We start from the raw sequence: 25,900 nt of genomic DNA on the forward strand, positions 1-25,900 counted from the left end.
CACTTTTACTAGGGGGATTATGTGCGTAAAATCAAAATCGGATATTTTGCAGATGGAATTTGGTCACATTATGCATTTCTAAAAATAAAAAATGATCCACGATTTGAATTTGCCTTTATTGTCCCACGATTTGACACTCAAGATCACACTCTTTTTGATTTTGCTCAAAGATTTAGTATCCCATACATTAAATCAAAGGACATTAATTCAGAAGAATTTATTAAAAAAATCAATCACTATCAAAGCGAAATTTTTGTCTCTATGAGTTTTAATCAAATTTTCAAAGAACCTCTCATATCTCTTCCTAAACTCAAGACCATCAATTGCCACGCAGGGAAGCTTCCCTCCTATCGGGGAAGAAATATCTTAAATTGGGTCCTCATCAACGATGAAAAAGAATTTGGGATCACCGTTCATTATATAGATGAGGGAATTGATACAGGAGACATTATTCTGCAACGCACTTATCCAATATCAGAGCAAGATGACTATTCAACTCTTCTAAAAAAAGCTCACATAGAATGTGCCACTGTCCTACATGAAGCTTTGATTCTTTTTTACAATCATCAAGTTTTCCCCACTCCACAAGACCATGAGAGAGGCTTCTATTGCCCGATGAGAATTCTCGGGGATGAGCTAATTGACTGGAATCAAAACTCAAGAAACATTTTTAATTTTATTAGATCGCTCAATACCCCAAACTTAGGAGCAAAAAGCTATATTGACCAAAAACCAATAACAATTTTCAAAAGCCAACTTATTCCCAATGCACCAAACTATATTTCTACACCTGGAGTAGTGGTGGGAGTTCATAAGAATGATATAATTGTTAAAACTTTAGACAATACCATCAGAATTACAGATTATTTATTTGATGGGAAAATTAAAATTGGCGATAGGTTAAAAAATGAGACAAATTTATAAATACAATATGAAGAGATTTCTAGAGGGCGAATTAGTCGACCTATATATCCCATCTGAAAAGTTTATACAAACCAATCAAACCTTTGAATGGTGGAACAATAGCAAAATAACAAAATTTTTAGAATCCGGAATAAAACGAAATACCCTAGATGATCAATTAGAATATTTTAAAAACACTCAAAATATTACCTTCTTTTATGATGATAAAACCTCAATTATAGGAACAACAATACTACAAGATATTAATGCCTCCAAAAAAACAGCAATAATAGGTTTTATTAGAGGAGAAGCAAAAAAAGATAATACCCCCCCCCTACAAACCCTAGAGGCAATTGCACATACCATGGATTATGCTTTTAATACCTTGGAATTAGAAAGAATATTCGCTATTCATCATATTGGTCATATTCGCTTTTCGCATCTTCTATCTCTACTTGGATATAGACTAGAGGGCATCTTTCGAAAGGATTTTATTAAAAATGATTGGAGCGAGATTGATGACAGAATTCATACTGTATGCCATAGAGAAGACTACAATCTAATCATTTCAAAGAGAGGAGGATCATTGTGGGATCAACACAAAAAAATGCTTCAAAGAGCAAAATTACTTCCAAAAACCCCTTTTCATATTCTCTTACAAGACTTTTTTAATTCTCACCGTGACTATTACAACAATATTTTTTCACTCTAAACTCAAATCAAAGGAGGATTACACAAATGAATAAGCTCACAATCCTAATTACGACAGTTGGTGGCCTTACGAGTCCGGATCTTATTTATGCCCTTAAAAATAATGGAGAACGAGAAGTAGAGCTTCATGGAATCGATGCCTTTGAATGGGCCGTATGTAGAACCATGGTTAACTGTTTTGATGTCTCTCCCAATAGCGCGGAAGATGAGAGGGGGTTTGTAGACTTTATTAAAAACTACATAGAGAAATATCATATCGATATTATTATTCCTTGTGGCAATGAAGACAATCTAGTGCTAGCAAAATACAAAGATCAGATTAAGATTCCTATTCTTGTGGGCGATTATCACCATTTGATCTCTGCTTATGATAAGGGTGCAGTTTATCATTCTCTCCAAAAACATCTTCCACAACATGCCCCCAAATTTCAAATCATCAAAACACTTGATGATTTTTATCAAGCTCTAGACTTTTTGGATTTCCCAAAAAATAAGATTGTGATTAAGCCTCGTTTTGGAAGAGGTGGAAGAGGAGTTTATATCATAGGAAATCAGTTCAACTTTGATCATTTTTTTCACAAAAAACCAGAAAATGAAGTTGATATTGCGACAATTGAAAATATCTTGAAGCAACAAAAAACCTTTGAAGAACTGATTGTCATGGAATATCTCACCCCTCCATTTGTTAGTGCTTATTCCCTATGCCACAATGGAGAAAATCTTCTAACACTCGAACACATTAGAGAATGGGGAAGTGCTTCGCAAACTTATCGTGGAGTCGTTTCGTACAATGAAGAGTTAGAGCATTTATGTTCCAAAGTCATTGAAATCTTCAACTTAACTTATGCCAACAATATGGAACTAGCATATACACAAGATGGCAGATTAGTACTATTTGATCTCAATCCTAGACTTGGTGCAAGTAGTTCGATTGACACCGATTTGGGATTTAATTTTCCCTATCTTGCTATCAAGCTTCTCTTGGGAGAAGAAGTCAAAATCAACAAAAGCGGCCTTCCTTCTAAATCTCGCTTCTTAAGATATTTTTCTTTCCTGTGGCTTTAAAAATACAATGAGAGCTTATATCCTAGATCTTGACAATACGCTTTATGATGAAAATCAATATCTCTATTATGTTTTTTTGGATTTTTGGAATAGTCACAATTTAGAAAATCAGATTTTTCACGCAATCTGCAAAAAAGTCCTATCAGATGAAGTTAGAATTAAGTCCAAGGATATTTTCAAAACCTTTTTAGAAGCTTCTCCCCTTGGCTATTCTTCAGAGTATCACGATCAGCTTTTTTTGATTTATTCCTCAATTCAATGCAATCTTTCTTTATATCCAGACGCTCAAGATTTCTTGCATAGACTCAAAACTCTCAATATCCCTTTTGTTATTTTGACAAATGGTCCAATTCAAGCACAAAAAAATAAAATTCTAAATCTCAATATTCCGAGTGATTTAGTCTGCTATGCAAGAGAATTTGGAATCGAATATGAAAAGCCTCATCCCAAAGCTTTCTTAAGAGCTCTAGATTTTTTAAATCTCTCCCCACAACACTGCTATATGATCGGAGATAATCCACTCACTGATATCAAAGGCGCTCATCAAGTTGGAATCACACCAATCTGGCTCAAAAGGGGATATGCACAATTTTTAGAACCTCAATTTCAAAACAATAAATCCATTGAAACCTTTTGGGAATTGGAAAAAATATGAAAGTCCTGTGGGCTACATCAATCTACAACTGTTTAATGCATGAAATTTTTCTCGAAGATTATTTAAATAATCTCAATAACCAAACAGAACAAAACTTTGATCTCTTGCTTTTTCTTGATTGTATAAATTTAAAAACCATAGAAACAAAAATACAAGATTATAAAAACCTTAAACAAAAAAAAGTCTTCTTTTTTCATCAAGAAAAAGCTTTCTTATCCCCAACACAGATACGACAATTTCTTATCAATAAGGCCCATAAATTATCCTATGATCTATTAATCTTTTCGGACTTTGATGAAATTTCAGGCATTAATCGTGTAGAAAAAACATTGCAACAAATTCATACACACCACTTTGCTTTCAATAGTTTTTTTCCTGCGGATGCGAATTTATTTAAACTTTCCAATCAACATTTTTATTACCAAATTAATGCTCCCAAGTTGCTCGATACCCTATCGCCCCTCTTGCATAAAAATTTTATTGGCTTTGGCAATATTGCGCTAAAAATTAATCATCCATTTTTTTCAAATTTTTACATTCCAAACAGTATTCTAGCCCCAGACTGGTTTTTAGCTTCTTGGATGCTCATTAATAATTTATCTGGCATACAAATACAAGACACTTACAACCTTTATCGGCAGCACACAGAATCATTTATCGGATTCGACGGAGCACTTGATGAAAAGAGGCTTGAATTGGGTATTGCTGTGAAAATTAAACATTATCAACATTTTCAAAAAATAAGCCCTATCTACAGAAGACTTTTTATTCAAACCTTAAAGTTACAGACTTTTTTATCTTCCAAAGAAAACAAAAGAAAATATATTAGAATTATAAATACAAACTTTTGCACATCAAAATTTTGTTGGTGGGAAAATATCAAAATGCTTAAGGAGATTGCTCAATGGATTTAACCTCATTAAAAGAACCCTATATTATAGCAGAAATAGGATGCAATCATAATGGAGACATAGATTTGGCAATAGAGATGATCAATCAAGCCAAACGCTGTGGAGCCAATGCTGTAAAATTTCAATTCTTTGACGAAAAATTGTGTACAAATAAATATTTAGATGAACTTGATAAAGGAATTGTTAAACTTGAAAATGTAGACAAATGGGAAAGCAAAGGTTTAAATCTCCATAATATTCGAGATCAAATTAGAGCTTTCTCCAACACCAAAGAAGAATTTCAACTTTTAAGAGATTATTGCAAGAAAATTAATATTGATTTTGGATGCACAGCAGAAGATGCTTATGGCGTAGAAGTTGTTTCTTCGTTGGATAGCGATTTTTTAAAAATTGCTTCAAATGATCTAAATAATCCCAGCACAATTCAAGCAGCAATTCAATCCCAAAAACCTATTATAATTTCTACAGGTATGGCCTCCTTAGAAGAAATTGATTTAGCTTATTCTCTTTTTAGGGAAGCAAATTACAAAAACTTCGCATTGTTGCATTGCGTATCCATTTATCCACCACGCAATGAAATTGTTAATCTAAACTTTATCAATACCCTACAGTCTATCTATGATTGCGAAATTGGCTATTCTGACCACACTCTAGGATATTCTATCTCTCTTGCAGCAATCGCCAAGGGAGCCAAGATTATCGAAAAGCACTTTACTCTTGATAAAAATATGGAAGGATGGGACCACAAAGTTTCAGCTGATCCAAAAGATTTGGAAATTATTTGCAAAGAAGGGAAAAATATCTTTGAATGTCTTGGCAATAGATACAAGGTAGTCTCTCAAGATGAGCTTGAAAAACGAGAAAAATTTAGAAAAAGTGCCACATCGGCAAGAGATATCAAAGAGGGTGAAATTATCACTGATCAGGATATTGTCTATAGACGTCCAGGCACAGGCATCACCCCAGTAGAAGCAAAGTGGCTAATCGGAAGAAAAGCTCGACAAGATATTAGCGAAGACACAACTCTTCTTTGGGATTATTTTGTCTAAGCAGGTTATTGTCATCTCCACTCATCCAGATGATGAGACACTAGGAGCAGGAGGAACGCTACTCAAACATATCGCACAAGGAGATCATGTTCATTGCATTTTTTGCACAGATATCTTTGAAGAAGAAGGTTTCTCCAAAGAATCTGTTTTGATTAGAGAAAAGGAAATTACACAGGTTATCAACTCCTATAATTTCACCTCTACTCATCGGTTAGGTCTCAAAACAATGAAGGTGGATGAATATACTAAAAGCACCTTGGTGACAAAATTTTCTCAAATCTTTCAAAGCATTCAGCCCAATATTCTTTATCTACCCTTTTGCGATGATGTTCATAGCGATCATCGTGCAATCTTTGAGGCCGTATTTTCTTGCACAAAATCTTTTCGATATCCAAGCATCCAAAAAGTTCTCATGATGGAAACCCTGAGCGAAACAGAATTTGCTCCAAGCCTTCCGCACAAAAGCTTTATCCCCAATGTCTTTGTTGATATCACGGACTTTATCGATCAAAAATGTCAAATTATGCAAATCTACAAAAGTGAAATCGCTCCTCCCCCCTTCCCTCGCTCAGTAGAAAATATTAGAGCATTGGCACTTTATCGTGGAAGCACGATGGGAGGAATCAAATCGCCAACATATGCAGAAGCATTTATGCTACTTAAGGAAAAATTATGATCAAAATAGGAATCATTGGCACAAGTGAAGGAAATGGTCACCCATATTCATTTTCTGCTATTTTTAATGGTTACAATCAAACAGCAATGAAGGAAAGTGGTTGGATCAATATATATAACTACCTAGAAAATGAACCCAAAGAAAATTTCGGAATTCCAAATGCTAGAATTACCCATGTATGGTCACAAGATCCTCAAGAGATAATTAAAATTTCCCAAGCCTCAAACGTTCCCAATTTATGCAAAAATTATGAAGAAATGCTTGATAAAGTTGATGCTGTCATTATTGCAAGAGATGATTGGAGATCCCACTATCCTATTGCCAAAACCTTTCTTCAAGCCGATAAATTTGTCTTTATTGACAAGCCGCTTTCACTAAATGATGTGGAGTGCAATTATTTTGAAAATTTTATACAATCAGGCAAGCTCATGAGCTTTTCATCTCTTCATTTTGCAACAGAGCTTGATGATTTGAGAGCAAAAATCCAACATTTTGGAAAAATAAAACTCATTCGCGGAATCACACCCAAAAACTGGGAGACATACGGAATCCATCTTCTTGATGGGATATCTGGAGTCTTAAAGTTTTCTCCAACACAAATCACAAAAAATATTTGTAGTCACGAAAGTTTCTACATCAATACCAAAGAAGGTTTTCTTATTCAAATTGATTGTCTTGGCTTTATGCAATATCCAATGCTTCAGCTTGAATTTTTCTCTGAAGAAAATTACTACAAAGCCAATTGTCTCAATGCATTTTCTTCCTTTAAGCGTATGCTGACTTACTTTGTTCAAATGATAGAAGGAAAAACAGATATCCCCACAAACCTTCACACACTAAAACAAATGAAAATTCTTCAAAAAGGAATGAATGCATGATCTTAGCAATATTGCAAGCACGTATGAGCTCCTCAAGATTACCTGGCAAAGTGGCTATGGATGCTAATGGACAACCAATGCTTGCCTATGAAATCTCACGCATTTTGCAATCTCAAAAAATCGATCAGCTTGTTATTGCTACTTCTACCAATCCCGAAGACGATATGATTGAAGAAATCGCAAAACAATGTCATATTGAATGCTTTCGAGGCAGTCTAAATAATGTCTTAGATCGATATTATCAATGTGCAAAAAAATATAACGCAACACATATTGTCCGCCTTACGGGAGATTGTCCAATTATTGATGCAAATATCATAGATGCAGTGATTCATCTTCATCTACAATCTCAAGCAGATTATACAAGCAATGGCGTTAAGCGCACTTTTCCGGATGGAATGGATACAGAAATCATGACTTTTGCAACACTTCAGAATGCTTTTTTAAACGCCAAAACACAAGAAGAACTAGAACATGTCACCTATTATATCTACACTCATCCTGAGAATTTTCGCATCAAGCATTACTGTAACGACATTGATTATTCCCATATTAGATGGACATTGGATTATCCAAAAGACTATCTACTGCTAAAAGACATTATTCAATCTCAGCCAAACAACACCTTTTCTTGGAAAGACTTATTATGAAAGATTTATTTCATCAAATTACACTCTCACAACATACAACATTACAAGAAGCCATTCTTCATCTAGAAAAAAATGATTTAGATGGCACCAATCGGGTTGTTCTATATGTTATTGATGAAGATCAAAAACTACTTGGCTCTATTATGGATGTCGATATTCGTCGATCCGCATTGCAAAATCACCTCTCGCCCCAAACTCCAATTACCCAAATCATGAATCCTGCCCCAAGAAAAATTATCGAAGGACAAGAAGTAGATTTGCAAACTTATCAAACTTGGAAAAGATTCCCATTTATTCCAATCGTAAATCAAGACAATAAACTTTTACGCTTTAAAGCAAATCATGAAATCTATAATTATCCCAACAAAGTGATCATTATGGCTGGTGGTCTTGGCACTCGACTAAGACCCCTAACCAACGAAACCCCCAAGCCAATGCTTAAAATTGGTGCAAAACCTATTTTGCAAGAGATCATCGAAGGATTTCAAAATAAAGGATTTTCTAGTTTCTTTATTAGCGTCAATTATAAAGCAGAGGTGATCAAAGAATATTTTAAAGATGGGAAGAAATTTGGCGTCAAAATAAACTATCTAGAAGAAGAAAAACAACTTGGCACATGTGGAAGCATCAAGTTTGCAGAAAGCTATCTTACCGAGCCATTTTTTGTCATCAATGGCGATATCTTGGCAGATATAGACTACAAACAGCTACTTACTACACACACAACTTCTCAAAACGATATTACAGTTTGTATTTTTCCCTATTCTTATACAGTGCCATTTGGTGTAATTGAAGATCATTTAAAGACACCAATCACCATTAAAGAAAAACCAACCTATACACACTATATTAACTGCGGAGTCTACATTATCAGCCCCTCCACACTTGATTTAATCAATCAAAATGAACATCTAGATATGCCCACCCTAATCACCAAAGCAATCTCAAAGAATCTCAAGGTAGGGACATTTATAATCAATGAATGGATTGACATTGGAAATCTGGAAGATTTTTATCGAGCTAGAGATAAAATAAATCTCAATAAGGAGTGAATATGAATTTTGAAAAATCAAATCAATGGCGCATCAAGGCAAAAAACTTAATTCCTGGCGGAGGCCACACATACAGTAAGGGCGATGATCAATTCCCTGCTCTCAGCCCATTTGCAATCCAAAAAGGATTAGGCGCAAGGGTTTGGGATATTGATGGAAATGAATTTGTAGATTGGGGAATGGGACTTGGTTCAGTTCTTCTGGGGCACGCTTTCCCTCCTGTTGTTGAAGTGGTTCAACAAGAACTGCAAAATGGATGCAATTTTATTAGACCAAGTTTTATTGAAGCAGAAGTAGCAGAACTTCTAGCAAACACAATCCCTTGCGCAGAAATGGTGAAATTTGCCAAAAATGGATCAAATGCGACAAGTGCTGCTGTCAAACTTGCACGAGCCTATACTGGAAAAGAAGTTATTCTGCGTTGCAAAGATCATGCGTTCTTCAGCATTGATGATTGGTTTATGGGAAATACTGCAGTCAATGCCGGAATTCCCAAAAGCGTACAAGTTCTTACCGACTCCTTTGGCTACAATGATCCTCAAAGCCTTATTGAAAAAATCAACTACCATCAAAATAATGTTGCTTGCGTGATTTTGGAGCCTGCAGCGACTTGTGAACCTCAAGATAATTTTTTGCAAAAAGTGCGAGAAATATGCACACAATATGGAATCGTACTCATCTTTGATGAAGTTGTTTCTGGCTTTAGATTCCATCCAAAAGGTGCGCAATATCTCTATGGTGTCACTCCAGATTTGGCAAGCTTTGGAAAAGCAATGGCAAATGGTTTTTCCATCTCTGCTCTTACAGGCAAAAAGGAAATTATGGAGCGAGGAGGGATTGATCATCCTTATGAAAGAGTTTTCTTGCTCTCTACAACTTATGGCGGAGAAACTCACCATCTTCGCGCTGCTCAAAAAACTCTTCAACTTCTCTTACAAGATGACTATGCGATCACAAAACACATTTGGCAAACAGGCAAAACGATCAAAGAGGCTTACAACCAAATCGCTAGAGAACTTGGCATCTCAGACTTTACAAAAGCTGAAGGAATTGATTGTCGTCCGTATTTTTCTTTTACAAACACTCTTGGCGAACAAGATCCTTTTTTAAGAACGCTCTTTATGCAGGAAATGATCAAATCAGGAGTCCTTCTGCAAGTCATTATCCCTTCTTATTCTCATCGTGATTCAGAGATCTCTCAAACCATTGAGGGATTTGAAAAATCTCTCAAAGTCATTGCCCAAGCAATTGAAAAAGGAAATACAAAAGAGCTTCTAGTCGGCAATGAAACAAAACCCGTTTTTAGGAAATACAACTAATGGAAGTTATTTTTCGCAACGAAAATGAAGCAAGATTCTGTGCTCTTTATGATGAATTTTTCAAAACCTTTCATTTATCTACAATCTATCATCTCAATACCATTCATTATTATCAGCTGATTGCTAAACCCTTGCTTGATAAGAGCTTTGTTATTCTTGAAAATGGAAAATGTATAGGAATTTGCTATTGCCCCATTTATACGACACCAAAAGGCAATACAATTTCTAACAATGGTCACTTTCTTCCAATTCCAATTACGCTGACCCCAAAAGCAGAAGCTTTGGCCTTTCATCTCTTAGATGAGATTGCCAAACAATACTCATGTCAATACATCAAGTGTTATCTAGATGCACAACAACATCTAAAGTATGAAGGGGGGGGGGACTAATGATTTCATGTAAAGATTTAACTATTTTGCAAAAATACGGCTATATAAACTGCTCCTCGATAGATAATGTTGTTTTTTTAAAAACCTCACAAGAAGAACTCTGGAGACAACTTCGCAAAAGTTATAAGCCACTTATTAATTCCTTTTTAAAAAATCCAGATTTTAAAGTAGAAATCTATGATGCAAACAATCCATCTTATGAGATGCACCAAACATATGTAGAATACCACCATCTATGTTCTAGGCGAAAAACTCGTAGTGATGAGAGTTTTGAGATCCAATACGATTTTTTACTAGAAGGTTTTACATCTCTTTTTGTTCTTAGATATCAAGCCGAACCAATTGGTTGTTGTTATTTTTTTCATAACAATTCAAGCGTTTTTTATCATAGCGGGTCTGACCTTCCAAAATATGAAGGAAGCAAAATTCCCATCTATCATATTATTCTCTATCATGCCTTTTTGCACTTCTCTCAAATGGGCTACACAACGATCTGTCTCAGTCAGCCTGCAAATTTTTTAGAAATACAAGGATTTTTAGACTATTGCGATCAAAAACAAATCAACATTGCACACTTTAAACGTGGGATGGGAGGGCAAGCTGTCCCCCTCATGCGAGGGATCAAATATTTCAATCACAACCATCTCAAAGAAGAGATTCAAAACTTTTATTCGGAGATTAAATGATGAAATTAGATGTTTTTATCGAAGGCGAAACAATTGATCTATGCATTCCCACTTTAGAATTTGCTGAAAAGTCTGATTGGTACAAATGGTTCAATCACCCTCATACAACTCAGTTCTTAGAGCATGGAGTTTTTCCCAACACCAAAGAAAAACAAATTGCTTTCTTCAAGCAAGCGATAGAAGAAAGACTGCTCTTCATTATCACCAACAAAGAGCATGAAGCAATCGGATCAACAAGTCTTATGGATATCAATTACAAAACAAGATCGGCTGGTCTTGGTGTCGTAATAGGAAGCTTCTTTAGAAAAAATCCTCTGGAAGCTTTAGAAGCTGTTGCACGCATCACCGAACATGCTTTTGTCAAGCTTGGAATGGAGCGTATAGAAGCTGGACAACACATCAAACTCATTCCTTGGTCTCACCGCATGAGTTTGATTGGCTACCGCTTGGAAGGGATCTTCAAAAATTCCTTTATCAAAGGAATTGAAAAAGCTGATACAATCAGGATCACTGCCCACTTGTCTGATTATCAAAAGATCATTGCATCTAGGGGGGGGTATATGGGACTCCCAAAAAAATATGCTTGAGCGTATCAAAAAACTTCCCAAAAAGCCAATTCATAAAGAATTGCAAGACTTTTTTGCAAGCCACGAAAGCTATTATGATTCGATTTTTACATCTTAAATAAGGAGAAAAGATGCTTTTACAAGATAAAGTAGTTGTTATCACTGGGGGAGCAGGTCTAATCGGACAGTCCATTTCTAAAGTAATAGTTGAAAATGGAGGAAAAGTCATCATCGCTGATATTGCCCAAGAGCTTGGTCAAAAGATACGATCTCAAATCGATCCTTCAGGAGAAAATAGCCTATTTGTCAAAATGGATATTATCTCACAATCAAGCATTGCTCAAGCGATTCAAAAGATACACGATCAATTTGGTAGAATTGATGCTCTTGTCAATAATGCATATCCTAGAACCGCTTCTTGGGGGAAAAATAATTTTTATAATTTTGATTTTGATGATTTTTGCGAGAATCTAAAACTTCAGCTTGGAGGATATGTGCTTACAAGCCAGCAATTTGCACTTTATTTCAAGAATCAAGGATTTGGAAATATCATCTCAATGTCTTCTATTATGGGAGTTTATGCACCAAAATTTGAAAATTATGAAGGGACAGATATGGATAGCGTCGTTGATTACTCCATCATCAAGTCAGGCATCAATCATATGACAAAATGGATGGCAAAATATCTTGCCAATACAGGCATTAGAGTCAATGCAATCGCTCCTGGAGGAATTTACAATAAAACCTCTCCTCAGCCACAAAGTTTTTTAAAAAAATATCGCCAATGTTGCACTAGCAAAGGCATGATGGACCCCGAAGATCTCAATGGAACCCTACTCTATCTTTTGAGCGATATGAGTTTATGTGTCAATGGACAAATTTTAGTTGTAGATGATGGATGGGGTCTGTGAAAAAAAACATTATCCTTCTAGATCGTGATGGAAATATGCTTGAGTATATCCTCAAGCATACAACTCACCATCTTGTTGTTTTAGTCTGCGAAATGCATGAAAAAGTCACTTCCCTATGCAAAGAATATAATGAACGCATTGGGCACGTTATCGACTATGAGCGATTACTTGATATTCAGCATGTCGAAAGTATTGATTATCAAATCATTGCAAAAATGAAATATGCACAAATTGATATTGAAACAATGCTACATCGCATCATGCTTGATAACCCTCTGGCAAAAGATATCTACCATCAGCATCTTTCTTTTTTTATTGAAATCTTTAGAAATAACCAAATTGATCTCATGATTTCTGCGGAAGCAAATCTTACTTCCCCCAATCACCATATTCCCTTTTCACTCTGCACATTTTTAGGCATTCCTTGCTATTCCATGGAGGGCTATCACTATCACGCCATCGCCTTATTAAATCACAACTCCCCACAACAATTCTCATGTATTCCCTATACTCCTAGCACGACTTGTGCAAAGGCAGAAGAAATCATCTTTTACAAACTCGAAACTTCTATCACTCCTGAGAAAAAAAATCTCAAGCGACTCATCAAGGATTTGGTATCAAAATGTGGGGGAGAGATGCTGTCTCAATTCTGTGTTTGTCTTTCAAAGCTCAACTTTCAGCAAGACCGCCTTGGTATTACTTATTCGTATTGGGACAAACTCTATTACTTCTGGAAATACAAGCAACTCAAAAGATTCTATCAAAAGCACTCAATTCATCCAAATTTACAAGAAAAATATATTTACTACAGCGTTCATTTTGAGCCTGAAGCTGCCATCATTGGAAAAACTCTTTTGGAGTCACAAATCACTATCATCAAAATGCTTTCAAAAGCTCTTCCAAAGGGCTGGAAGCTCTATGTCAAAGAACACCCACATCAATTTATTCTCAACAATGAGATCATGCACTACTTTATCAACAATCTCGCTTTTTTTAAAAATACAAATTTTTATCGCGAAATTATGAAGCTAGAAAATGTCACGATGGTATCTTTAGATATCTCTTCAAAAGATCTTATGCAAAATGCACAAGCTGTAGCTACTCTAGGAGGAACAATCAGTCTAGAATCTGCATTTTATAATGTTCCTGCCATTCTCTTTAATCCTCTTCCGACTGTGTATGCTCACCTAGAGCACACCTTGCATGTCCAATCATATGAAGACCTCAAAGAAGTGATTCAAAAAATCCAAGACTTTCCGTTGAAAGACCAAAAAATCAATATCGATAAAATCAACTCATACCTTGCTGATCCTAGAGATTCTAATTTCTATCGCAATCTCTTTAAGACGATTGAAGATCATTCCAAAACCATCAAGCCCACAGGAGAGACTCTTTGAAACCCGCTCTAGCTCCCATTGTTTTGTTTGTCTACAATCGCCCCAATCACACTCGGCAAGTCATAGATGCACTACTAGAAAATCCCCCTGCAAAAGAAAGCGAACTTTTCATCTATTCTGATGGGCACAAAGATGAAGCGACAGCACAAAGTGTGCAGGAGGTGCGTGATTATATTCACACCATTCAGGGCTTTAAAAATATCACAATCATCGAGCGAGAAACAAATTGGGGATTGGCAGATTCTATCATTGATGGTGTCACAACAATCATCAATCAATATGAAAAAATTATTGTGCTTGAGGATGATTTGCTTGTCTCTCCTTGCTTTCTTGAGTTTATGAATACCTATCTTGAGCTTTACAAGGATGACCAACAGGTTGCTTGCATTAGTGCTTTCAACTTTCCCATTCATTATCCTCAAGAGATGCATGAAGATGTGTTTTTTATCAAAGGTGCGGATTGCTGGACTTGGGCCACTTGGAAAAGAGCTTGGGAACACTTCGAAAAAGACGGACAGAAATTACTAGCACAAATCACAAGCAAAAACCTTCAAAAAGATTTTGATATCAATGGCTCCTATCCCTATCTCAAAATGCTCAAAGATCAAATCAAGGGCAAAAATCATTCTTGGGCAATCCGCTGGTATGCTTCTGCCTTTTTGGCAAATATGTTGTGCCTTTACCCTAAATACTCTCTTGTAGAAAATATTGGTTATGATGGCACACATTTTAAGAACGAAAAATCATCAAGTTTTTTTGGAACTAAAAATGACATTAAAACCTCTTGCAATAAGATTCTGCCCGAAGAAAATCCGATGGCCAAACACTTGCTATCCAAATATCTCAAAAATCACACCTGTATTTTTTCAAAAATCAAAAGAAAAATTTTCGGAATCTTTAGATGAAAAATCTCATCAAGTCTTTATGTCCCCCGCTTATATTCAAACTCACCAAACGCTACCTCAAGCAAGACATTCGCTGGGTAGGCAATTACCCCACCTTTCAAGAGGCTCAAACACAATGTAGTGGATATGATCCCGATATTTATCTCAATCAGCTCATTAAAGCAGTCCAAATCACTCAGAATGATCCTACAAAATGTGAGCGCGATAGCATTATCTTAGACCAAGTGACCTATCCCTACCCTCTTTTAAATAGTCTCTTTGCATTGGCGATGAAATTTCGCTCCCAAAATCTCTCCATAATAGATTTTGGAGGAAGCCTAGGAAGTTTATACTTTCAAAACAAAAAATTTCTCTCATTATTGCCTCACTTCACTTGGCACATCCTTGAGCAAGAAAAAATCATTCAAGCAGGAAAAACACTCTTTGAAAATCAACAATTATTTTTCCATCAAGACATTCAAGAGTTACAAAACAAACTCCCTCCAAAGAGCACAAAATTTCTGTTCCTCTCAGGTGTCTTACAATATCTTGAGATGCCATATCAAACTCTCGATTCTCTCATTAAATCTTTTGAATTTGATGCAATTCTTATCGATCGGACCTCATTTTCCACCAACAATACACATCAGATCACAATCCAAAAAGTTCCCTCGACAATTTACTCAGCCCAATACCCTTGCCACCTTTTTTCCAAGCAAGAATTGCTCGCAAGCCTAACAAGTGCTGGTTATCAACTTCTTGATGAGTTTTATAGCTATTGCGATACCTCAACAAATCAAATTGATTTTCTAGGCTTTTCACTCTACAAGGAGAAAACATGTTCAAAAGACTAAAGCAAATCTATAAAAAAGAGCAGTTCCGCCCCTCATTGCTATCTATTTTCCTCAATCCTTTTTACTTTGCAAGGAAAGAATAATGCATTATTATTGCACACTCTTTGATTCTAATTACCTGACGAGAGGACTTGCAATGCTTGAGAGTCTCACGCAGCACTCTCAAAATTTTCATCTCTATATTGTGGCTTTTGATGAAATCGCTTATCAAGTTCTAACCTCCATCTCCCATCCCTGCACGACAATTATCTCCATGCAGGATTTCCAAGATCAAGAACTTCTTGCCATCAAACCCACACGCACAAGAGGAGAGTATTGCTGGACCTGCACCCCTTCTGTCATCCTCTATTGCATTGAGACTTTTTCTCTTCCTCACTGCACTTATCTTGATGCTGATTTGTATTTTTTTTCTGATCCTTCTATCCTAGTTAATGAGATGCAAGATAAATCTATCCTTATCACCTCTCATCGCTACACTCCATGCTACAACCAAGAAAAAACAAGCGGAATCTACTGCGTGCAGTTTATGACTTTTTGTGCTGACAAAAATGGAATGGAAGCCCTACATTGGTGGAGACATCAATGTATCCAATGGTGTTTTGCGCGATTTGAAGATGGAAAATTTGGAGATCAAAAATATCTTGATGATTGGCCAAAACGCTTTAGGGGCGTGCATATTTTAGAGAATTTAGGTGGCGGGCTAGCTCCTTGGAATATTCAACAATTTGTAGATATTGCACCCATTTTCTATCATTTTCACCACCTTAAATTTATCGGGGAAGATAAAGTTGATCTTGGTCCCTATACACTTCCTCAAACGATTATAAAGACAATCTACACTCCCTATATTCGGCACCTACTTTCCTTAAGAGAAAGATTTCCCAATCAAAATTTTGATGCTCGATCTATCCCCCCCATCACTTGGAAAACGCCCCTAAGGTTCATCAAGAGAAAAATCAAAAAAAGCTATAATGTTTTTCAAAATATAGATTTCTGAGGCTTTTATGGCACAACTAATTCATATACAAACAATCACTGATTCTAGAGGCTCACTAAGCGTGATCGAAAAAATTCTTCCCTTTGAAATCAAAAGGGTCTTTTATATTTATAATGTCTCCTCAAATCGTGGAGGACATGCTCATCACAAGACAAAACTAGCAATGATCTGTCTTGGAGGATCATGCAAGATTCTCATTAACTCTTATGGAGAAAAATCCACTTTTACACTTCAAAACCCAAATGAGTGTCTCTTGCTTGAACCCCATGAGTGGCATTTGATGCAAGACTTTTCTCCCAATGCGACCCTATTGGTTTTAGCTTCAGAAACCTATGATCCCAATGATTATATTTATGAGGAGCCACATTCCAATGATTGAATACGAAAATCTCCACAAGAGCAATCAAAAACTTTTTGCAGAATATATACAGGGCTTTGAAGACTTTTTGCAAAAAGGGTGGTTTATTTTGGGAGATGAAGTCAAAAAATTTGAAGAAGAGTTTGCACAAAGTGTTGGAAGCAAACACTGTATCGGAGTGGCATCTGGCCTTGATGCAATGATTTTATCCATTGATGCCCTAGAATTTGAAAAAGGATCAGAAATTCTCGTCCCTTCCAATACCTACATTGCCACTATTATGGCAATCATAAAAGCAGGGATGAAACCTATCTTAGTCGAACCCAATCTTGCGACATACAATATTGATCCACATAAAATTGAAGAGAAAATCACCCCACACACAAAAGCAATTCTTGTTGTGCATCTCTATGGAAAAGCCTGTCAAATGGATCAGATTCAAAAGCTTTGTAACCAATATCATCTTGCTTTGATTGAAGATTGTGCTCAAGCACATGGTGCAAAATACAAAAATCACCAAGTTGGAAATTTTGGAATTGGTTGCTTTAGCTTCTATCCAACAAAAAATCTTGGTGCGCTAGGAGATGGAGGAGCTATCACAACAAATGATGATGCTTTGGCCAAAAAACTTAGAGCCTTGCGAAACTATGGTTCCCATCAAAAATACATCAATCAATATTTGGGCTACAACTCAAGACTTGATGAGTTGCAAGCTGTATTTTTAAGAAAAAAACTCCACATCCTAGATCAAATCACATCTCACAAAAGAAAACTTGCCTCCCTCTATCTGCAAGGACTTTCAAGAGAAAAATATATCCTGCCCCATATCCACAAAGACCACTTTGATGTCTATCATATTTTTAACATCCGCCATCCCAAAAGAGATCAGCTCCGACAATATCTCTTGCAAGAAGGAATCCAAACAGAGATTCACTACCCCATCCCCCCTCACAAACAAGAATCGATGCATAAATTTCTAAGTGGAGAATACCCCATCAGTGAGGAAATTCATCAAACAACCCTCAGTCTTCCAATTTCATTTTTTCATACAGAAGAAGATATTCTGAGAGTTATTGATAAGCTCAATAGGTGGAATGCATGAAAGGAATTATTTTAGCCGGAGGAAGCGGAACGCGTCTTTACCCCATCACAAAAGGTGTAGTCAAACAGCTTTTGCCTATTTATGATAAGCCCATGATTTATTATCCGCTATCTATCCTTCTCCTTGCAGGAATTCAAGAAATCCTCATTATCTCTACTCCAAAAGACATACAGAGATTTGAAGATCTTTTTGGTCATGGAGAGCATCTTGGGATACAGATTCAATATGCCATTCAAGAATTACCAAATGGCCTTGCTGAGGCCTTTATCATTGGAAAAGACTTTATTGGGGACAGTGATGTATGTCTTATTTTGGGCGATAACTTAATTTATGGAGAGGGGCTCATCAAAACTCTCCAAAATAGCGTTTCTCATGTTTCAAAACATCAAGAGAGTGTTGCCTTTGGTTATTATGTCAATAACCCTCAAGATTATGGGGTCGTCGAATTTGATTCTTTACAAAAAGTCATTTCTATCGAGGAGAAACCCGCTCATCCCAAAAGCAATTATGCTGTGATTGGCCTTTATTTCTATCCTAATGATGTGATTTATAAATCTACTCAAATCACTCCCTCTGAGCGCGGAGAGCTTGAGATCACTTCAATCAATCAGCTTTATCTCCAAGAAAATCGACTCAAAATCGAGCTCTTGGGAAGAGGATATGCTTGGCTAGATACAGGAACACATGAAAATTTACTAGAAGCAAGCAATTTCATAGAAATCATTGAAAAACGCCAAGGTCTAAAAATCGCCTGCCTTGAAGAAATCGCCTACAAAATGGGCTATATCCACAAATCTCAGCTCCTAAAACTCGCACAAGAAATGCAAAAAAATCAATATGGTCAATACCTTCTAAGGATAGCTCAACAATGAAAAATATACTTATTACAGGGGGAGCAGGTTTTATTGGAAGTAATTTTATTTCTTATTTTCTTCAAAAATACCCTCATTACAAGCTCTACAATCTTGATTTACTGACGTATGCAGGAAAAACAGAAAATATGCAAGATTTTATCAATCACCCCAATCACACTTTCATTCAAGGGGATATTTGTGACAAAGCGCTATTGCATCAAATCTTTGAAACAAACGATATCGATTCTGTCATTCACTTTGCCGCAGAATCTCATGTCGACAACTCTATTCATTCACCCAATATCTTCATCAAAACAAATATTGAAGGCACTTTTACTCTCCTAGATGTTGCTTATCATCATTGGCTAGAAAAACCCTTTACCTACAAGGTTCCCTATGGCATTTTTCATCATATTAGTACTGATGAGGTATATGGCTCTCTTGGAGAAAATGGATTATTTACAGAGCAAACCCCTTATGCACCCAATTCGCCCTATTCTGCCTCAAAAGCTTCAAGTGATATGCTTGTCAGAAGCTATCACCATACCTATGGTCTCAAAACATTGATTACAAATTGCTCCAATAACTATGGACCTAGACAACATAGCGAAAAGCTCATTCCTACAATTATCAAAAAATCCCTACTAGGAGAAGCGATTCCAATCTATGGAGATGGACTTAATATCCGCGATTGGCTTCATGTAGAGGATCATTGCAGAGGAATAGATCTTGTTTTTCACTCAAAACAATATGGAGAGACTTACAACATAGGTGGAAACAATGAATACACCAATATCCAAATAGCACATATTGTTTGTTCGATTTTAGATGATCTTTGCCCCAAATCGCAAGGGAGCTATAAAGATCAGATCACTTATGTTCAAGATCGTGCAGGACATGATCGCCGATATGCAATTGATTCTACAAAACTTCAAACTTCTCTAGGTTGGAAGCCACAATATGACTTTTTAAGGGGAATTAGACAGACAATAGAATGGTATCTGCTAAAATACAAAACCTAGTCGTTTAAAGTATTTCTTAATTTTAATTCTCGAAGGCTTTTTATGAAACTTACAATCGTGGGATCTGGTTATGTAGGTCTTGTCAGTGGGGCTTGTTTTGCACAAATGGGCAATGAAGTCACTTGTTTTGACATTGATCAAAACAAGATTGCGATGCTCTCCAAAGCACAGATTCCAATCTATGAACAAGGACTTGAAGAGCTTGTAAAAAACAATCTTGATAAAACTCTCTTTTTTACATCAGATCTACATAGGGCCTATCACAATGCTCAGGTGATCTTCATCGCTGTTGGCACTCCAATGGGAGAAGATGGCAGTGCAGACCTCTCTTATGTCCTTGAGGCTGCCAAAGAGATCGGGAAACACATTTGCTCATATTGTGTAATCGTTGATAAATCCACTGTCCCCATTGGCACAGCCACTCTTGTGCGCCAAAGCATTCAAGAAGAGCTTGAAAGAAGAGGATTGAAAATCGATTTTGATGTGGTCAGCAATCCAGAATTTCTCAAAGAGGGAGTTGCGATCAAAGACTTTATGAGCCCTGATCGCATTATCATTGGCTCAGATTCCCCCAAAGCAACAAAAATTTTGCAAGAACTTTACTTTCCCTTCACACTCAAAAAAGACAGAATCATCACGATGGATATCCCATCAGCTGAAATGACAAAATACGCAGCCAATGCAATGCTTGCGACAAAAATCAGCTTCATCAATGAAATGAGTCGCATTTGTGAGGCGGTGGGAGCAGATATCAATGCTGTAAGGATAGGGATTGGATCAGATCCACGCATTGGTTATGAGTTTATTTATCCAGGCATTGGCTATGGGGGGAGTTGCTTCCCCAAAGATGTGCGAGCACTGCAAAAAATAGCCCAAAATTTTGGAGTGCAAACCCCCATGCTTCAAGCAACAGATGCAATCAACCAATCTCAAAAGCTTCTTTTGGCAGAAAAGGTTTTGCAAGTGTTTGGTGAAGATTTGCATCACAAAACCTTTGCTATCTGGGGTTTGAGCTTCAAGCCAGAGACAGATGATATGCGAGAAGCCCCATCTCTAAGTATCATCCAAGCACTCACACAAAAAGGTGCGAGATTTCAAGTCTATGATCCAAAAGCAATGGAAAATGCAAAGTTTTATTTGAAAAATTTTGAAAATCTAACTTATTGTGATGAAAAGTATCAAACCTTGGAAGATTGTGATGCTTTGCTTGTTTTGACAGAGTGGAAAGAATTCCGCTCCCCAGATTTTTCGCTCATTGGCTCACTACTCAAACACAAAATCATTTTTGATGGGCGTAATATCTACACCCACCATCCACTAGAGCAATTAGGAATCCAATATATCTGCATAGGAAAACCTCATGTTTAGCATCGCAACAATTGTTTATAACGATCATTCTCATATTCTTAAAACTATCAATTCTGTTGTTTCACAAAGCTTTCACGAAATTGAATATATCCTCATTGATGGAAAAAGCACAGATGGCACAAGTGAAAAGATCTATCAATATCTCCAAGAGCATACACACATCACCCTGCAAGAGATAGATGATGAGCGAATCTATATCCAAGCCACTCACTTACACTACCCTACCCTGACTTTCAAATTTCTTAGTGAGAAAGATTGTGGAATCTATGATGCGATGAATAAAGGCATCCAACTTGCCTCACAAGATTGGATCAACTTTATGAATAGCGGAGATTATTTTTATAGTCCTGAAGTTTTAGAAAAAATCGCAAGAGAAGATATTTCGCAATATGATGTAATCTATGGGGATACAAAAGTTCAATATCAAGATTTTTGGGCCATTAAAAAAGCTCCGACTGACCTTCATATCAGTCTTAAAAAATTTGGGCTTAACCTTATCCATCAATCCACATTTTTCAAAACTTCAATCCACAAACAATTCCCCTATAACACTTCAGATTACAAACTTGCAAGTGATTATCTTCTGTTTTATCAACTCTTTGACAAAAAGTTTCTTTTTCATAAAATCGATCTGATTTGCTCTATATTTCATTGTGGAGGTTCAAGCGATATTCAAGGACTATTACGCACTAAAGAGTCTTTGCATATCGCACAGAGATTTTCAAAAAATCCTCTTTCTGTATATCCATATTTTTTAATCGCCTCAATGAAGAAAATCATCAAAACACAATTCCCGCATTGGTTTGTCAAAAAACTCATCGCTCTTCAAAAATAGCCCTTGATCCCATACTCAGATAATCTTTATGTATAATTTCTCAAAAAAATCACGAGCATACAAATGACAGAAAACCCCTTTTTCTCTATCATTATCCCTGTTTACAATACAGAAAAATACATCGCAAGATGCTTAGAAAGCTGTATCAATCAAACCTTTCAAGAAATTGAAATTATTATCGTAGATGATTGTGGGACAGACAATGCTATACAGATCGCCCAAAACTATGCCAAAAAAGACACAAGAATCAAAATCATTCACAATCCACACAATTTAGGTCTTTTTCACACACGATTCAATGGCATTAAAGTCGCATCAGGAATCTATACTCTCTTTGTTGATTCTGATGATTTTATTGACATAAAAACTTGTGAAAACCTCTATCAAATTTTGCAAAAACATTTGCAAATTGATTTATTGCATTTTACTTCTCATAACCTGCTCAATAATCTCAAAAGCAAATTCAACTTTTGCAAATCCTTAAAGATCCTTACTACCCCCTTTTTTCAAGAAAAACTTATTCTTGGAAATTCCTTTGAATCCATTTGGGGTAAAGCGATTAGAACAAATATTATCAAAAATGCTTACAACAAACTTGATTTTGTTCCATCCCCACTTAACACCCTAGAAGATGGATTGATTCTATTAGCTCTGAGTTTTGAAATTCAAGCATATTGCAAAATCGAAAAACAATTTTATTTTTACTGTGATAATCCTCTATCAATCACAAGAACAATCACTTCAGAAGCTTTTTATAAAAGACAAAAAGATTTTCTTACACTCTTTAAAAGCATAGAAAAACTCAAAGTTCCTTATCCCAGCCAGCAAAACTTAATCTCAAGATATAAAAACAAAGCTATCTCGGCATCTATACTCAATGCAAGACACTACTCACAACACGAACTTCAAGAAGTATTTTTTATGTTGCAATCAATCAATACAGATTTCAAACCTCCGCACTATTTTATTGCTTCCATTTATTTAACATCCACCCTTTTGTCTTTGAGATATTTTTTTAGATGGCAAACTATCGCCAGAATCACCTTATATCTTGCAACATTTGGAAAAGTCAAACTATGAAAGCCTCTTTCAATCTTTTGGGGAAATGTGACAATAGCAATCCTAGCAGTATCTCACTCAAACAAATCCACCATTGGGAAGAGGAAAAATGGATCACCTACCTAGGAGAGACAGATTGCGTCAGAGATTTTATTGCCAAACATTCATGCATTATCCTTCCTAGCTACAAAGAAGGGATTCCACGCTCTCTTTTAGAAGCAATGAGCATGGAAAAACCCATCATCACCACAGATGTCAGCGGTTGTAGAGAATGTATTTGCAATCCAAGAGAAATGGAACACTTTAAAGTCGGAGACAATGGAATCCTTATCCCTCCCAAAAATCCACTCTCTCTTGCTAAAGCAATTGAATATTTCCTCTCTCTTTCCAATGAGCAAAAAAAAGAAATGGGGCGCCAAGGGCGAAAATATGCAAAAACTCGTTTTGAGATTTCTCACACAATCCAACACTATCAACAAGTCCTATCTCCATATTCAAACTCCACTCAAAAAAACCTCATCTTTATTAGCAATACAAGTTTTGGAATGTATAACTTTCGCCTACCTATCCTCCAATCACTCCAAAAACAAGGCTTTGTGATTCACATCATTTCTCCTATCGATTCAACAACTCAACTCCTCAAAGACAAAGGATTTTTCCATCACCCTATTTCAATCAATCCCAAAGGTCTCAATCCCTTAGAAGATCTTCTTTTGGCTTACAAACTAAGAAAAATGATCCGATCAATTAGACCTATTTTAGTTTTCAACTACACAATCAAACCCGCAATTTATGGTTCAATAGCTTGCAACCTCCTCAAGATTCCAAACATTGCAGTCATTACTGGACTAGGCTATGTTTTTATCGATGGAGGATTTAAAAAGAAACTTCTTAAATATCTTGTTTGCCTACTCTATCGTGGTGCATTTTTAAAAACTCTTGAAGTGTGGTTTTTAAACTCTGATGACAAAGAGACTTTTATCAACCACAAAATTCTAGATAGCTCAAAAGCCAAAATCTTAGATAGTGAAGGGATTGATACAGATTTCTTTTCGCCCCAAGATTATCCTCAAGATGAGCCCAATTTCCTACTCATTGCTCGTATGCTTTGGGACAAAGGAATAGGAGAACTGATTGAAGCAATCAAAATCCTTAAAAATCCGCATTGATCTTTTTAAAATTTGGTTCCCTTCCAAAATAGCCAAATGGTATCCCATAAAAGAATCCTCCCACCTCTTTGATATCCCCATACAAAGATCCGCTATATCCGAGATAGCCCAATTTTTTTGGAGCATATCCCATCGCCTCAAGAATTGTGGGGAAAATATTAAAATGCGAAGATCGATTGAAATTATTTTGAAGATGCTTGCTAATTGGCATGTTTTGAACATTACTAAGTACTACAAGAGGAACAAGTCCTTCTCCACTATAGGGATTTTGTGTGCTTCCATGTGTCAAACCCGCGACATCTTCAAGGTTTTGCCCATGATCTGAAGTATAGATGATTAGCGTTGATTCTTGTGTTTGAAACTTTAAAAGCTCACTACAAAATCGATCACTTTGATAAAGAACAGATTTGAGATATTTAACTCTTTGTGGGGTTTGAGCAGAATATCCCACAAAAAACTTTAAAGGAAACTGATAATGACTTAAAAATGCATTGTATGGAAAATGAGCACCTTTTTTGATAATGATCGTAAAAGTTTTTTGCTTGGTCTTAAGATATTGAAGAGAAGAAATAATCTCACGATCACTTTCTATTGCGACTCTACTTAAATTATTATCAATCATTTTTTCTTCAACATAATCAAAATAATCATGTCCTCTTCCCCCTCCTTGTGCATCATATAAATAAGTTTTATATCCCGCCTTCTTTGCATAATCCCAAATCAACGCATTGTGATAAAAATCCTCTACGATACTCTCATATCTTACGCCTTTTCGCAGCATAATATTGCTGACTGCAGAACTATTGGCATACGATGTTGCTTTTCCAAAATCCATCACGCTCCACTGACCTAAATGTTTCAATCTCAAAAAAGGTGAATAATCAAATCGTATGCTTTCATCAATTACCAAGACAATGTGTTGATATTGGGCATGAGAAATTTGAATCTCCTTTGTGAGTTCATAGCGATAAGAATAGGGATTTTCAACCCGATCGATTCCATAGGCAAGAAAAAGACCATACAGAGAAATCGGGGATGGAAGCTTATTAGTCGCTCCTCCTTGTCGAAAAACACAAGTTGCACAGACTAAGCAAACTAAAGCAACTCCTATCAAAAATGAGAGCAGTGTATTTCTTTTGAGGTGAATCCTTAGGGGGGGGGGGCATCAACACAAATCCAGAGATCAATACAAACCCTCTCAAACTCGCCCACCCAATCCAACTCCCATACATCACAACTGCATCTTTTGTGTTTGCTAAATTTGAAATCAATAACACAAAGTCTTGAAATTCAATCACCTTTCCAGATGCGAAATAAAAAACATCAAAAATCAATGCAGACAGCACAACAAGAAACAGATATAAATATTTAAAAATGCTATAAGATCTTGATGCCAAAAACAAGCTCAGAACCAATAAAACTTCTGCACCAACAAGCACCAAGGATTTTGCCAAAGAAAATCCTTGGGCGTTTGTATGGGTCCATTTTGAAACAATACTTGGATGCTCCCAAAATACAAATGCTACGATACAGCTACAAGCAATCACAAAATACAAATGAGTTTTATTCAAAAACATCTT

Annotated in this window: 29 protein-coding genes; 27 read left to right on the plus strand and 2 right to left on the minus strand. The window is 36.2% G+C overall.

The genetic code is table 11. The features are described 5' to 3' along the window. Positions 1-21 precede the first annotated feature (21 nt). The 27 genes from LW137_RS07205 to LW137_RS01075 all read left to right on the plus strand — a co-directional run bounded on the left by LW137_RS07205 (position 22) and on the right by LW137_RS01075 (position 24,320). Positions 22-924 carry a methionyl-tRNA formyltransferase gene (locus LW137_RS07205; RefSeq protein WP_233032556.1) on the plus strand — a complete coding sequence of 301 codons (903 nt, stop codon included), beginning with the start codon at positions 22-24 and terminating at the stop codon, positions 922-924. Next, positions 908-1,615 carry a GNAT family N-acetyltransferase gene (locus LW137_RS00950; protein ID WP_233032557.1) on the plus strand — a complete coding sequence of 236 codons (708 nt, stop codon included), beginning with the start codon at positions 908-910 and terminating at the stop codon, positions 1,613-1,615. Before LW137_RS07205 ends, LW137_RS00950 begins: the two co-directional genes overlap by 17 nt. Before the next feature lie 26 nt (positions 1,616-1,641). Next, positions 1,642-2,679 (plus strand): ATP-grasp domain-containing protein, encoded by a 1,038-nt coding sequence (locus tag LW137_RS00955; RefSeq protein WP_233032558.1) that lies wholly within the window; start codon positions 1,642-1,644, stop codon positions 2,677-2,679. A gap of 7 nt (positions 2,680-2,686) precedes the next feature. Continuing rightward, positions 2,687-3,334 (plus strand): HAD family hydrolase, encoded by a 648-nt coding sequence (locus tag LW137_RS00960; RefSeq protein ID WP_233032559.1) that lies wholly within the window; start codon positions 2,687-2,689, stop codon positions 3,332-3,334. A gap of 35 nt (positions 3,335-3,369) precedes the next feature. After that, complete coding sequence (locus LW137_RS00965; RefSeq protein WP_233032560.1) at positions 3,370-4,248, plus strand: hypothetical protein; 879 nt, start codon at positions 3,370-3,372, stop codon at positions 4,246-4,248. After that, the gene (locus LW137_RS00970) at positions 4,239-5,294 is read left to right on the plus strand and encodes an N-acetylneuraminate synthase family protein (RefSeq protein WP_233032561.1); all 1,056 of its coding nucleotides are present in this window, start codon (positions 4,239-4,241) and stop codon (positions 5,292-5,294) included. Before LW137_RS00965 ends, LW137_RS00970 begins: the two co-directional genes overlap by 10 nt. Continuing rightward, positions 5,287-5,970 (plus strand): PIG-L deacetylase family protein, encoded by a 684-nt coding sequence (locus LW137_RS00975; protein ID WP_233032562.1) that lies wholly within the window; start codon positions 5,287-5,289, stop codon positions 5,968-5,970. The genes LW137_RS00970 and LW137_RS00975 overlap by 8 nt, the downstream gene beginning before the upstream one ends. Continuing rightward, positions 5,967-6,848, plus strand: coding sequence for a Gfo/Idh/MocA family oxidoreductase (locus LW137_RS00980; RefSeq protein WP_233032563.1), 882 nt, complete (start codon positions 5,967-5,969; stop codon positions 6,846-6,848). The genes LW137_RS00975 and LW137_RS00980 overlap by 4 nt, the downstream gene beginning before the upstream one ends. Continuing rightward, positions 6,845-7,498, plus strand: a complete 654-nt coding sequence (locus LW137_RS00985) for a glycosyltransferase family protein (protein WP_233032564.1) — start codon at positions 6,845-6,847, stop codon at positions 7,496-7,498. Before LW137_RS00980 ends, LW137_RS00985 begins: the two co-directional genes overlap by 4 nt. Then, entirely contained in the window at positions 7,495-8,550 is a 1,056-nt protein-coding gene (locus LW137_RS00990) for a nucleotidyltransferase family protein (protein WP_233032565.1), read from the plus strand. The genes LW137_RS00985 and LW137_RS00990 overlap by 4 nt, the downstream gene beginning before the upstream one ends. Positions 8,551-8,552: 2 nt before the next feature. Next, positions 8,553-9,869, plus strand: a complete 1,317-nt coding sequence (locus tag LW137_RS00995; protein ID WP_233032566.1) for a glutamate-1-semialdehyde 2,1-aminomutase — start codon at positions 8,553-8,555, stop codon at positions 9,867-9,869. Continuing rightward, on the plus strand, positions 9,869-10,258 hold the full coding sequence (locus tag LW137_RS01000; RefSeq protein WP_233032567.1) for a hypothetical protein: 390 nt from the start codon (positions 9,869-9,871) through the stop codon (positions 10,256-10,258). Before LW137_RS00995 ends, LW137_RS01000 begins: the two co-directional genes overlap by 1 nt. Then, entirely contained in the window at positions 10,258-10,944 is a 687-nt protein-coding gene (locus LW137_RS01005; RefSeq protein WP_233032568.1) for a hypothetical protein, read from the plus strand. Before LW137_RS01000 ends, LW137_RS01005 begins: the two co-directional genes overlap by 1 nt. Next, complete coding sequence (locus tag LW137_RS01010) at positions 10,944-11,531, plus strand: GNAT family N-acetyltransferase (protein ID WP_233032569.1); 588 nt, start codon at positions 10,944-10,946, stop codon at positions 11,529-11,531. The genes LW137_RS01005 and LW137_RS01010 overlap by 1 nt, the downstream gene beginning before the upstream one ends. A 110-nt stretch (positions 11,532-11,641) precedes the next feature. After that, the gene (locus LW137_RS01015; protein ID WP_233032570.1) at positions 11,642-12,421 is read left to right on the plus strand and encodes an oxidoreductase; all 780 of its coding nucleotides are present in this window, start codon (positions 11,642-11,644) and stop codon (positions 12,419-12,421) included. After that, entirely contained in the window at positions 12,418-13,818 is a 1,401-nt protein-coding gene (locus tag LW137_RS01020) for a hypothetical protein (protein ID WP_233032571.1), read from the plus strand. The genes LW137_RS01015 and LW137_RS01020 overlap by 4 nt, the downstream gene beginning before the upstream one ends. Continuing rightward, entirely contained in the window at positions 13,815-14,723 is a 909-nt protein-coding gene (locus tag LW137_RS01025) for a glycosyltransferase (protein WP_233032572.1), read from the plus strand. Before LW137_RS01020 ends, LW137_RS01025 begins: the two co-directional genes overlap by 4 nt. Beyond that, complete coding sequence (locus LW137_RS01030) at positions 14,720-15,556, plus strand: methyltransferase, TIGR04325 family (protein ID WP_233032573.1); 837 nt, start codon at positions 14,720-14,722, stop codon at positions 15,554-15,556. Before LW137_RS01025 ends, LW137_RS01030 begins: the two co-directional genes overlap by 4 nt. An 82-nt stretch (positions 15,557-15,638) precedes the next feature. Beyond that, positions 15,639-16,553 carry a hypothetical protein gene (locus LW137_RS01035; protein ID WP_233032574.1) on the plus strand — a complete coding sequence of 305 codons (915 nt, stop codon included), beginning with the start codon at positions 15,639-15,641 and terminating at the stop codon, positions 16,551-16,553. 7 nt (positions 16,554-16,560) lie between these two features. Continuing rightward, complete coding sequence (locus LW137_RS01040) at positions 16,561-16,932, plus strand: sugar 3,4-ketoisomerase (protein ID WP_233032575.1); 372 nt, start codon at positions 16,561-16,563, stop codon at positions 16,930-16,932. Continuing rightward, positions 16,925-18,013 carry a DegT/DnrJ/EryC1/StrS family aminotransferase gene (locus tag LW137_RS01045; protein WP_233032576.1) on the plus strand — a complete coding sequence of 363 codons (1,089 nt, stop codon included), beginning with the start codon at positions 16,925-16,927 and terminating at the stop codon, positions 18,011-18,013. The genes LW137_RS01040 and LW137_RS01045 overlap by 8 nt, the downstream gene beginning before the upstream one ends. Then, a complete protein-coding gene (gene rfbA, locus LW137_RS01050) occupies positions 18,010-18,885 on the plus strand; it encodes a glucose-1-phosphate thymidylyltransferase RfbA (RefSeq protein WP_233032577.1) in 876 nt (291 codons plus the stop codon). Before LW137_RS01045 ends, rfbA begins: the two co-directional genes overlap by 4 nt. Continuing rightward, positions 18,882-19,889, plus strand: a complete 1,008-nt coding sequence (gene rfbB / locus LW137_RS01055; protein ID WP_233032578.1) for a dTDP-glucose 4,6-dehydratase — start codon at positions 18,882-18,884, stop codon at positions 19,887-19,889. Before rfbA ends, rfbB begins: the two co-directional genes overlap by 4 nt. A 42-nt stretch (positions 19,890-19,931) precedes the next feature. Further along, complete coding sequence (locus tag LW137_RS01060) at positions 19,932-21,257, plus strand: UDP-glucose dehydrogenase family protein (protein WP_233032579.1); 1,326 nt, start codon at positions 19,932-19,934, stop codon at positions 21,255-21,257. Further along, entirely contained in the window at positions 21,250-22,092 is an 843-nt protein-coding gene (locus LW137_RS01065; protein ID WP_233032580.1) for a glycosyltransferase, read from the plus strand. Before LW137_RS01060 ends, LW137_RS01065 begins: the two co-directional genes overlap by 8 nt. 63 nt (positions 22,093-22,155) lie before the next feature. Next, entirely contained in the window at positions 22,156-23,172 is a 1,017-nt protein-coding gene (locus LW137_RS01070) for a glycosyltransferase family 2 protein (protein ID WP_233032581.1), read from the plus strand. Next, a complete protein-coding gene (locus tag LW137_RS01075; RefSeq protein WP_233032582.1) occupies positions 23,112-24,320 on the plus strand; it encodes a glycosyltransferase in 1,209 nt (402 codons plus the stop codon). The genes LW137_RS01070 and LW137_RS01075 overlap by 61 nt, the downstream gene beginning before the upstream one ends. Here the strand turns inward: LW137_RS01075 and LW137_RS01080 are convergent. Continuing rightward, positions 24,304-25,434, minus strand: a complete 1,131-nt coding sequence (locus tag LW137_RS01080) for a sulfatase-like hydrolase/transferase (RefSeq protein ID WP_233032583.1) — start codon at positions 25,432-25,434, stop codon at positions 24,304-24,306. The genes LW137_RS01075 and LW137_RS01080 overlap by 17 nt on opposite strands. Further along, positions 25,367-25,897, minus strand: a complete 531-nt coding sequence (locus LW137_RS01085) for a hypothetical protein (RefSeq protein ID WP_233032584.1) — start codon at positions 25,895-25,897, stop codon at positions 25,367-25,369. The genes LW137_RS01080 and LW137_RS01085 overlap by 68 nt, the downstream gene beginning before the upstream one ends. Positions 25,898-25,900 lie beyond the last annotated feature (3 nt).

This window comes from Helicobacter kayseriensis (assembly GCF_021300655.1).
GTDB classification, from domain to species: domain Bacteria; phylum Campylobacterota; class Campylobacteria; order Campylobacterales; family Helicobacteraceae; genus Helicobacter_G; species Helicobacter_G kayseriensis.

What these genes read in the sequence shown, in the direction of transcription:
- LW137_RS00995 (WP_233032566.1), top strand. Translation starts at nt 8,553, where the DNA reads ATGAATTTTGAAAAATCAAATCAATGGCGCATCAAGGCAAAAAACTTA.
- LW137_RS00970 (WP_233032561.1), top strand. Translation starts at nt 4,239, where the DNA reads ATGGATTTAACCTCATTAAAAGAACCCTATATTATAGCAGAAATAGGA.
- LW137_RS01085 (WP_233032584.1), bottom strand. Translation starts at nt 25,897, where the DNA reads ATGTTTTTGAATAAAACTCATTTGTATTTTGTGATTGCTTGTAGCTGT.
- LW137_RS01070 (WP_233032581.1), top strand. Translation starts at nt 22,156, where the DNA reads ATGACAGAAAACCCCTTTTTCTCTATCATTATCCCTGTTTACAATACA.
- LW137_RS00980 (WP_233032563.1), top strand. Translation starts at nt 5,967, where the DNA reads ATGATCAAAATAGGAATCATTGGCACAAGTGAAGGAAATGGTCACCCA.
- LW137_RS01000 (WP_233032567.1), top strand. Translation starts at nt 9,869, where the DNA reads ATGGAAGTTATTTTTCGCAACGAAAATGAAGCAAGATTCTGTGCTCTT.
- LW137_RS00955 (WP_233032558.1), top strand. Translation starts at nt 1,642, where the DNA reads ATGAATAAGCTCACAATCCTAATTACGACAGTTGGTGGCCTTACGAGT.
- rfbA (WP_233032577.1), top strand. Translation starts at nt 18,010, where the DNA reads ATGAAAGGAATTATTTTAGCCGGAGGAAGCGGAACGCGTCTTTACCCC.
- LW137_RS00965 (WP_233032560.1), top strand. Translation starts at nt 3,370, where the DNA reads ATGCATGAAATTTTTCTCGAAGATTATTTAAATAATCTCAATAACCAA.
- LW137_RS00950 (WP_233032557.1), top strand. Translation starts at nt 908, where the DNA reads ATGAGACAAATTTATAAATACAATATGAAGAGATTTCTAGAGGGCGAA.
- rfbB (WP_233032578.1), top strand. Translation starts at nt 18,882, where the DNA reads ATGAAAAATATACTTATTACAGGGGGAGCAGGTTTTATTGGAAGTAAT.
- LW137_RS01045 (WP_233032576.1), top strand. Translation starts at nt 16,925, where the DNA reads ATGATTGAATACGAAAATCTCCACAAGAGCAATCAAAAACTTTTTGCA.
- LW137_RS01005 (WP_233032568.1), top strand. Translation starts at nt 10,258, where the DNA reads ATGATTTCATGTAAAGATTTAACTATTTTGCAAAAATACGGCTATATA.
- LW137_RS01015 (WP_233032570.1), top strand. Translation starts at nt 11,642, where the DNA reads ATGCTTTTACAAGATAAAGTAGTTGTTATCACTGGGGGAGCAGGTCTA.
- LW137_RS01010 (WP_233032569.1), top strand. Translation starts at nt 10,944, where the DNA reads ATGAAATTAGATGTTTTTATCGAAGGCGAAACAATTGATCTATGCATT.
- LW137_RS01060 (WP_233032579.1), top strand. Translation starts at nt 19,932, where the DNA reads ATGAAACTTACAATCGTGGGATCTGGTTATGTAGGTCTTGTCAGTGGG.
- LW137_RS01065 (WP_233032580.1), top strand. Translation starts at nt 21,250, where the DNA reads ATGTTTAGCATCGCAACAATTGTTTATAACGATCATTCTCATATTCTT.
- LW137_RS01030 (WP_233032573.1), top strand. Translation starts at nt 14,720, where the DNA reads ATGAAAAATCTCATCAAGTCTTTATGTCCCCCGCTTATATTCAAACTC.
- LW137_RS00985 (WP_233032564.1), top strand. Translation starts at nt 6,845, where the DNA reads ATGATCTTAGCAATATTGCAAGCACGTATGAGCTCCTCAAGATTACCT.
- LW137_RS00990 (WP_233032565.1), top strand. Translation starts at nt 7,495, where the DNA reads ATGAAAGATTTATTTCATCAAATTACACTCTCACAACATACAACATTA.
- LW137_RS01040 (WP_233032575.1), top strand. Translation starts at nt 16,561, where the DNA reads ATGGCACAACTAATTCATATACAAACAATCACTGATTCTAGAGGCTCA.
- LW137_RS00960 (WP_233032559.1), top strand. Translation starts at nt 2,687, where the DNA reads ATGAGAGCTTATATCCTAGATCTTGACAATACGCTTTATGATGAAAAT.
- LW137_RS01035 (WP_233032574.1), top strand. Translation starts at nt 15,639, where the DNA reads ATGCATTATTATTGCACACTCTTTGATTCTAATTACCTGACGAGAGGA.
- LW137_RS01075 (WP_233032582.1), top strand. Translation starts at nt 23,112, where the DNA reads ATGGCAAACTATCGCCAGAATCACCTTATATCTTGCAACATTTGGAAA.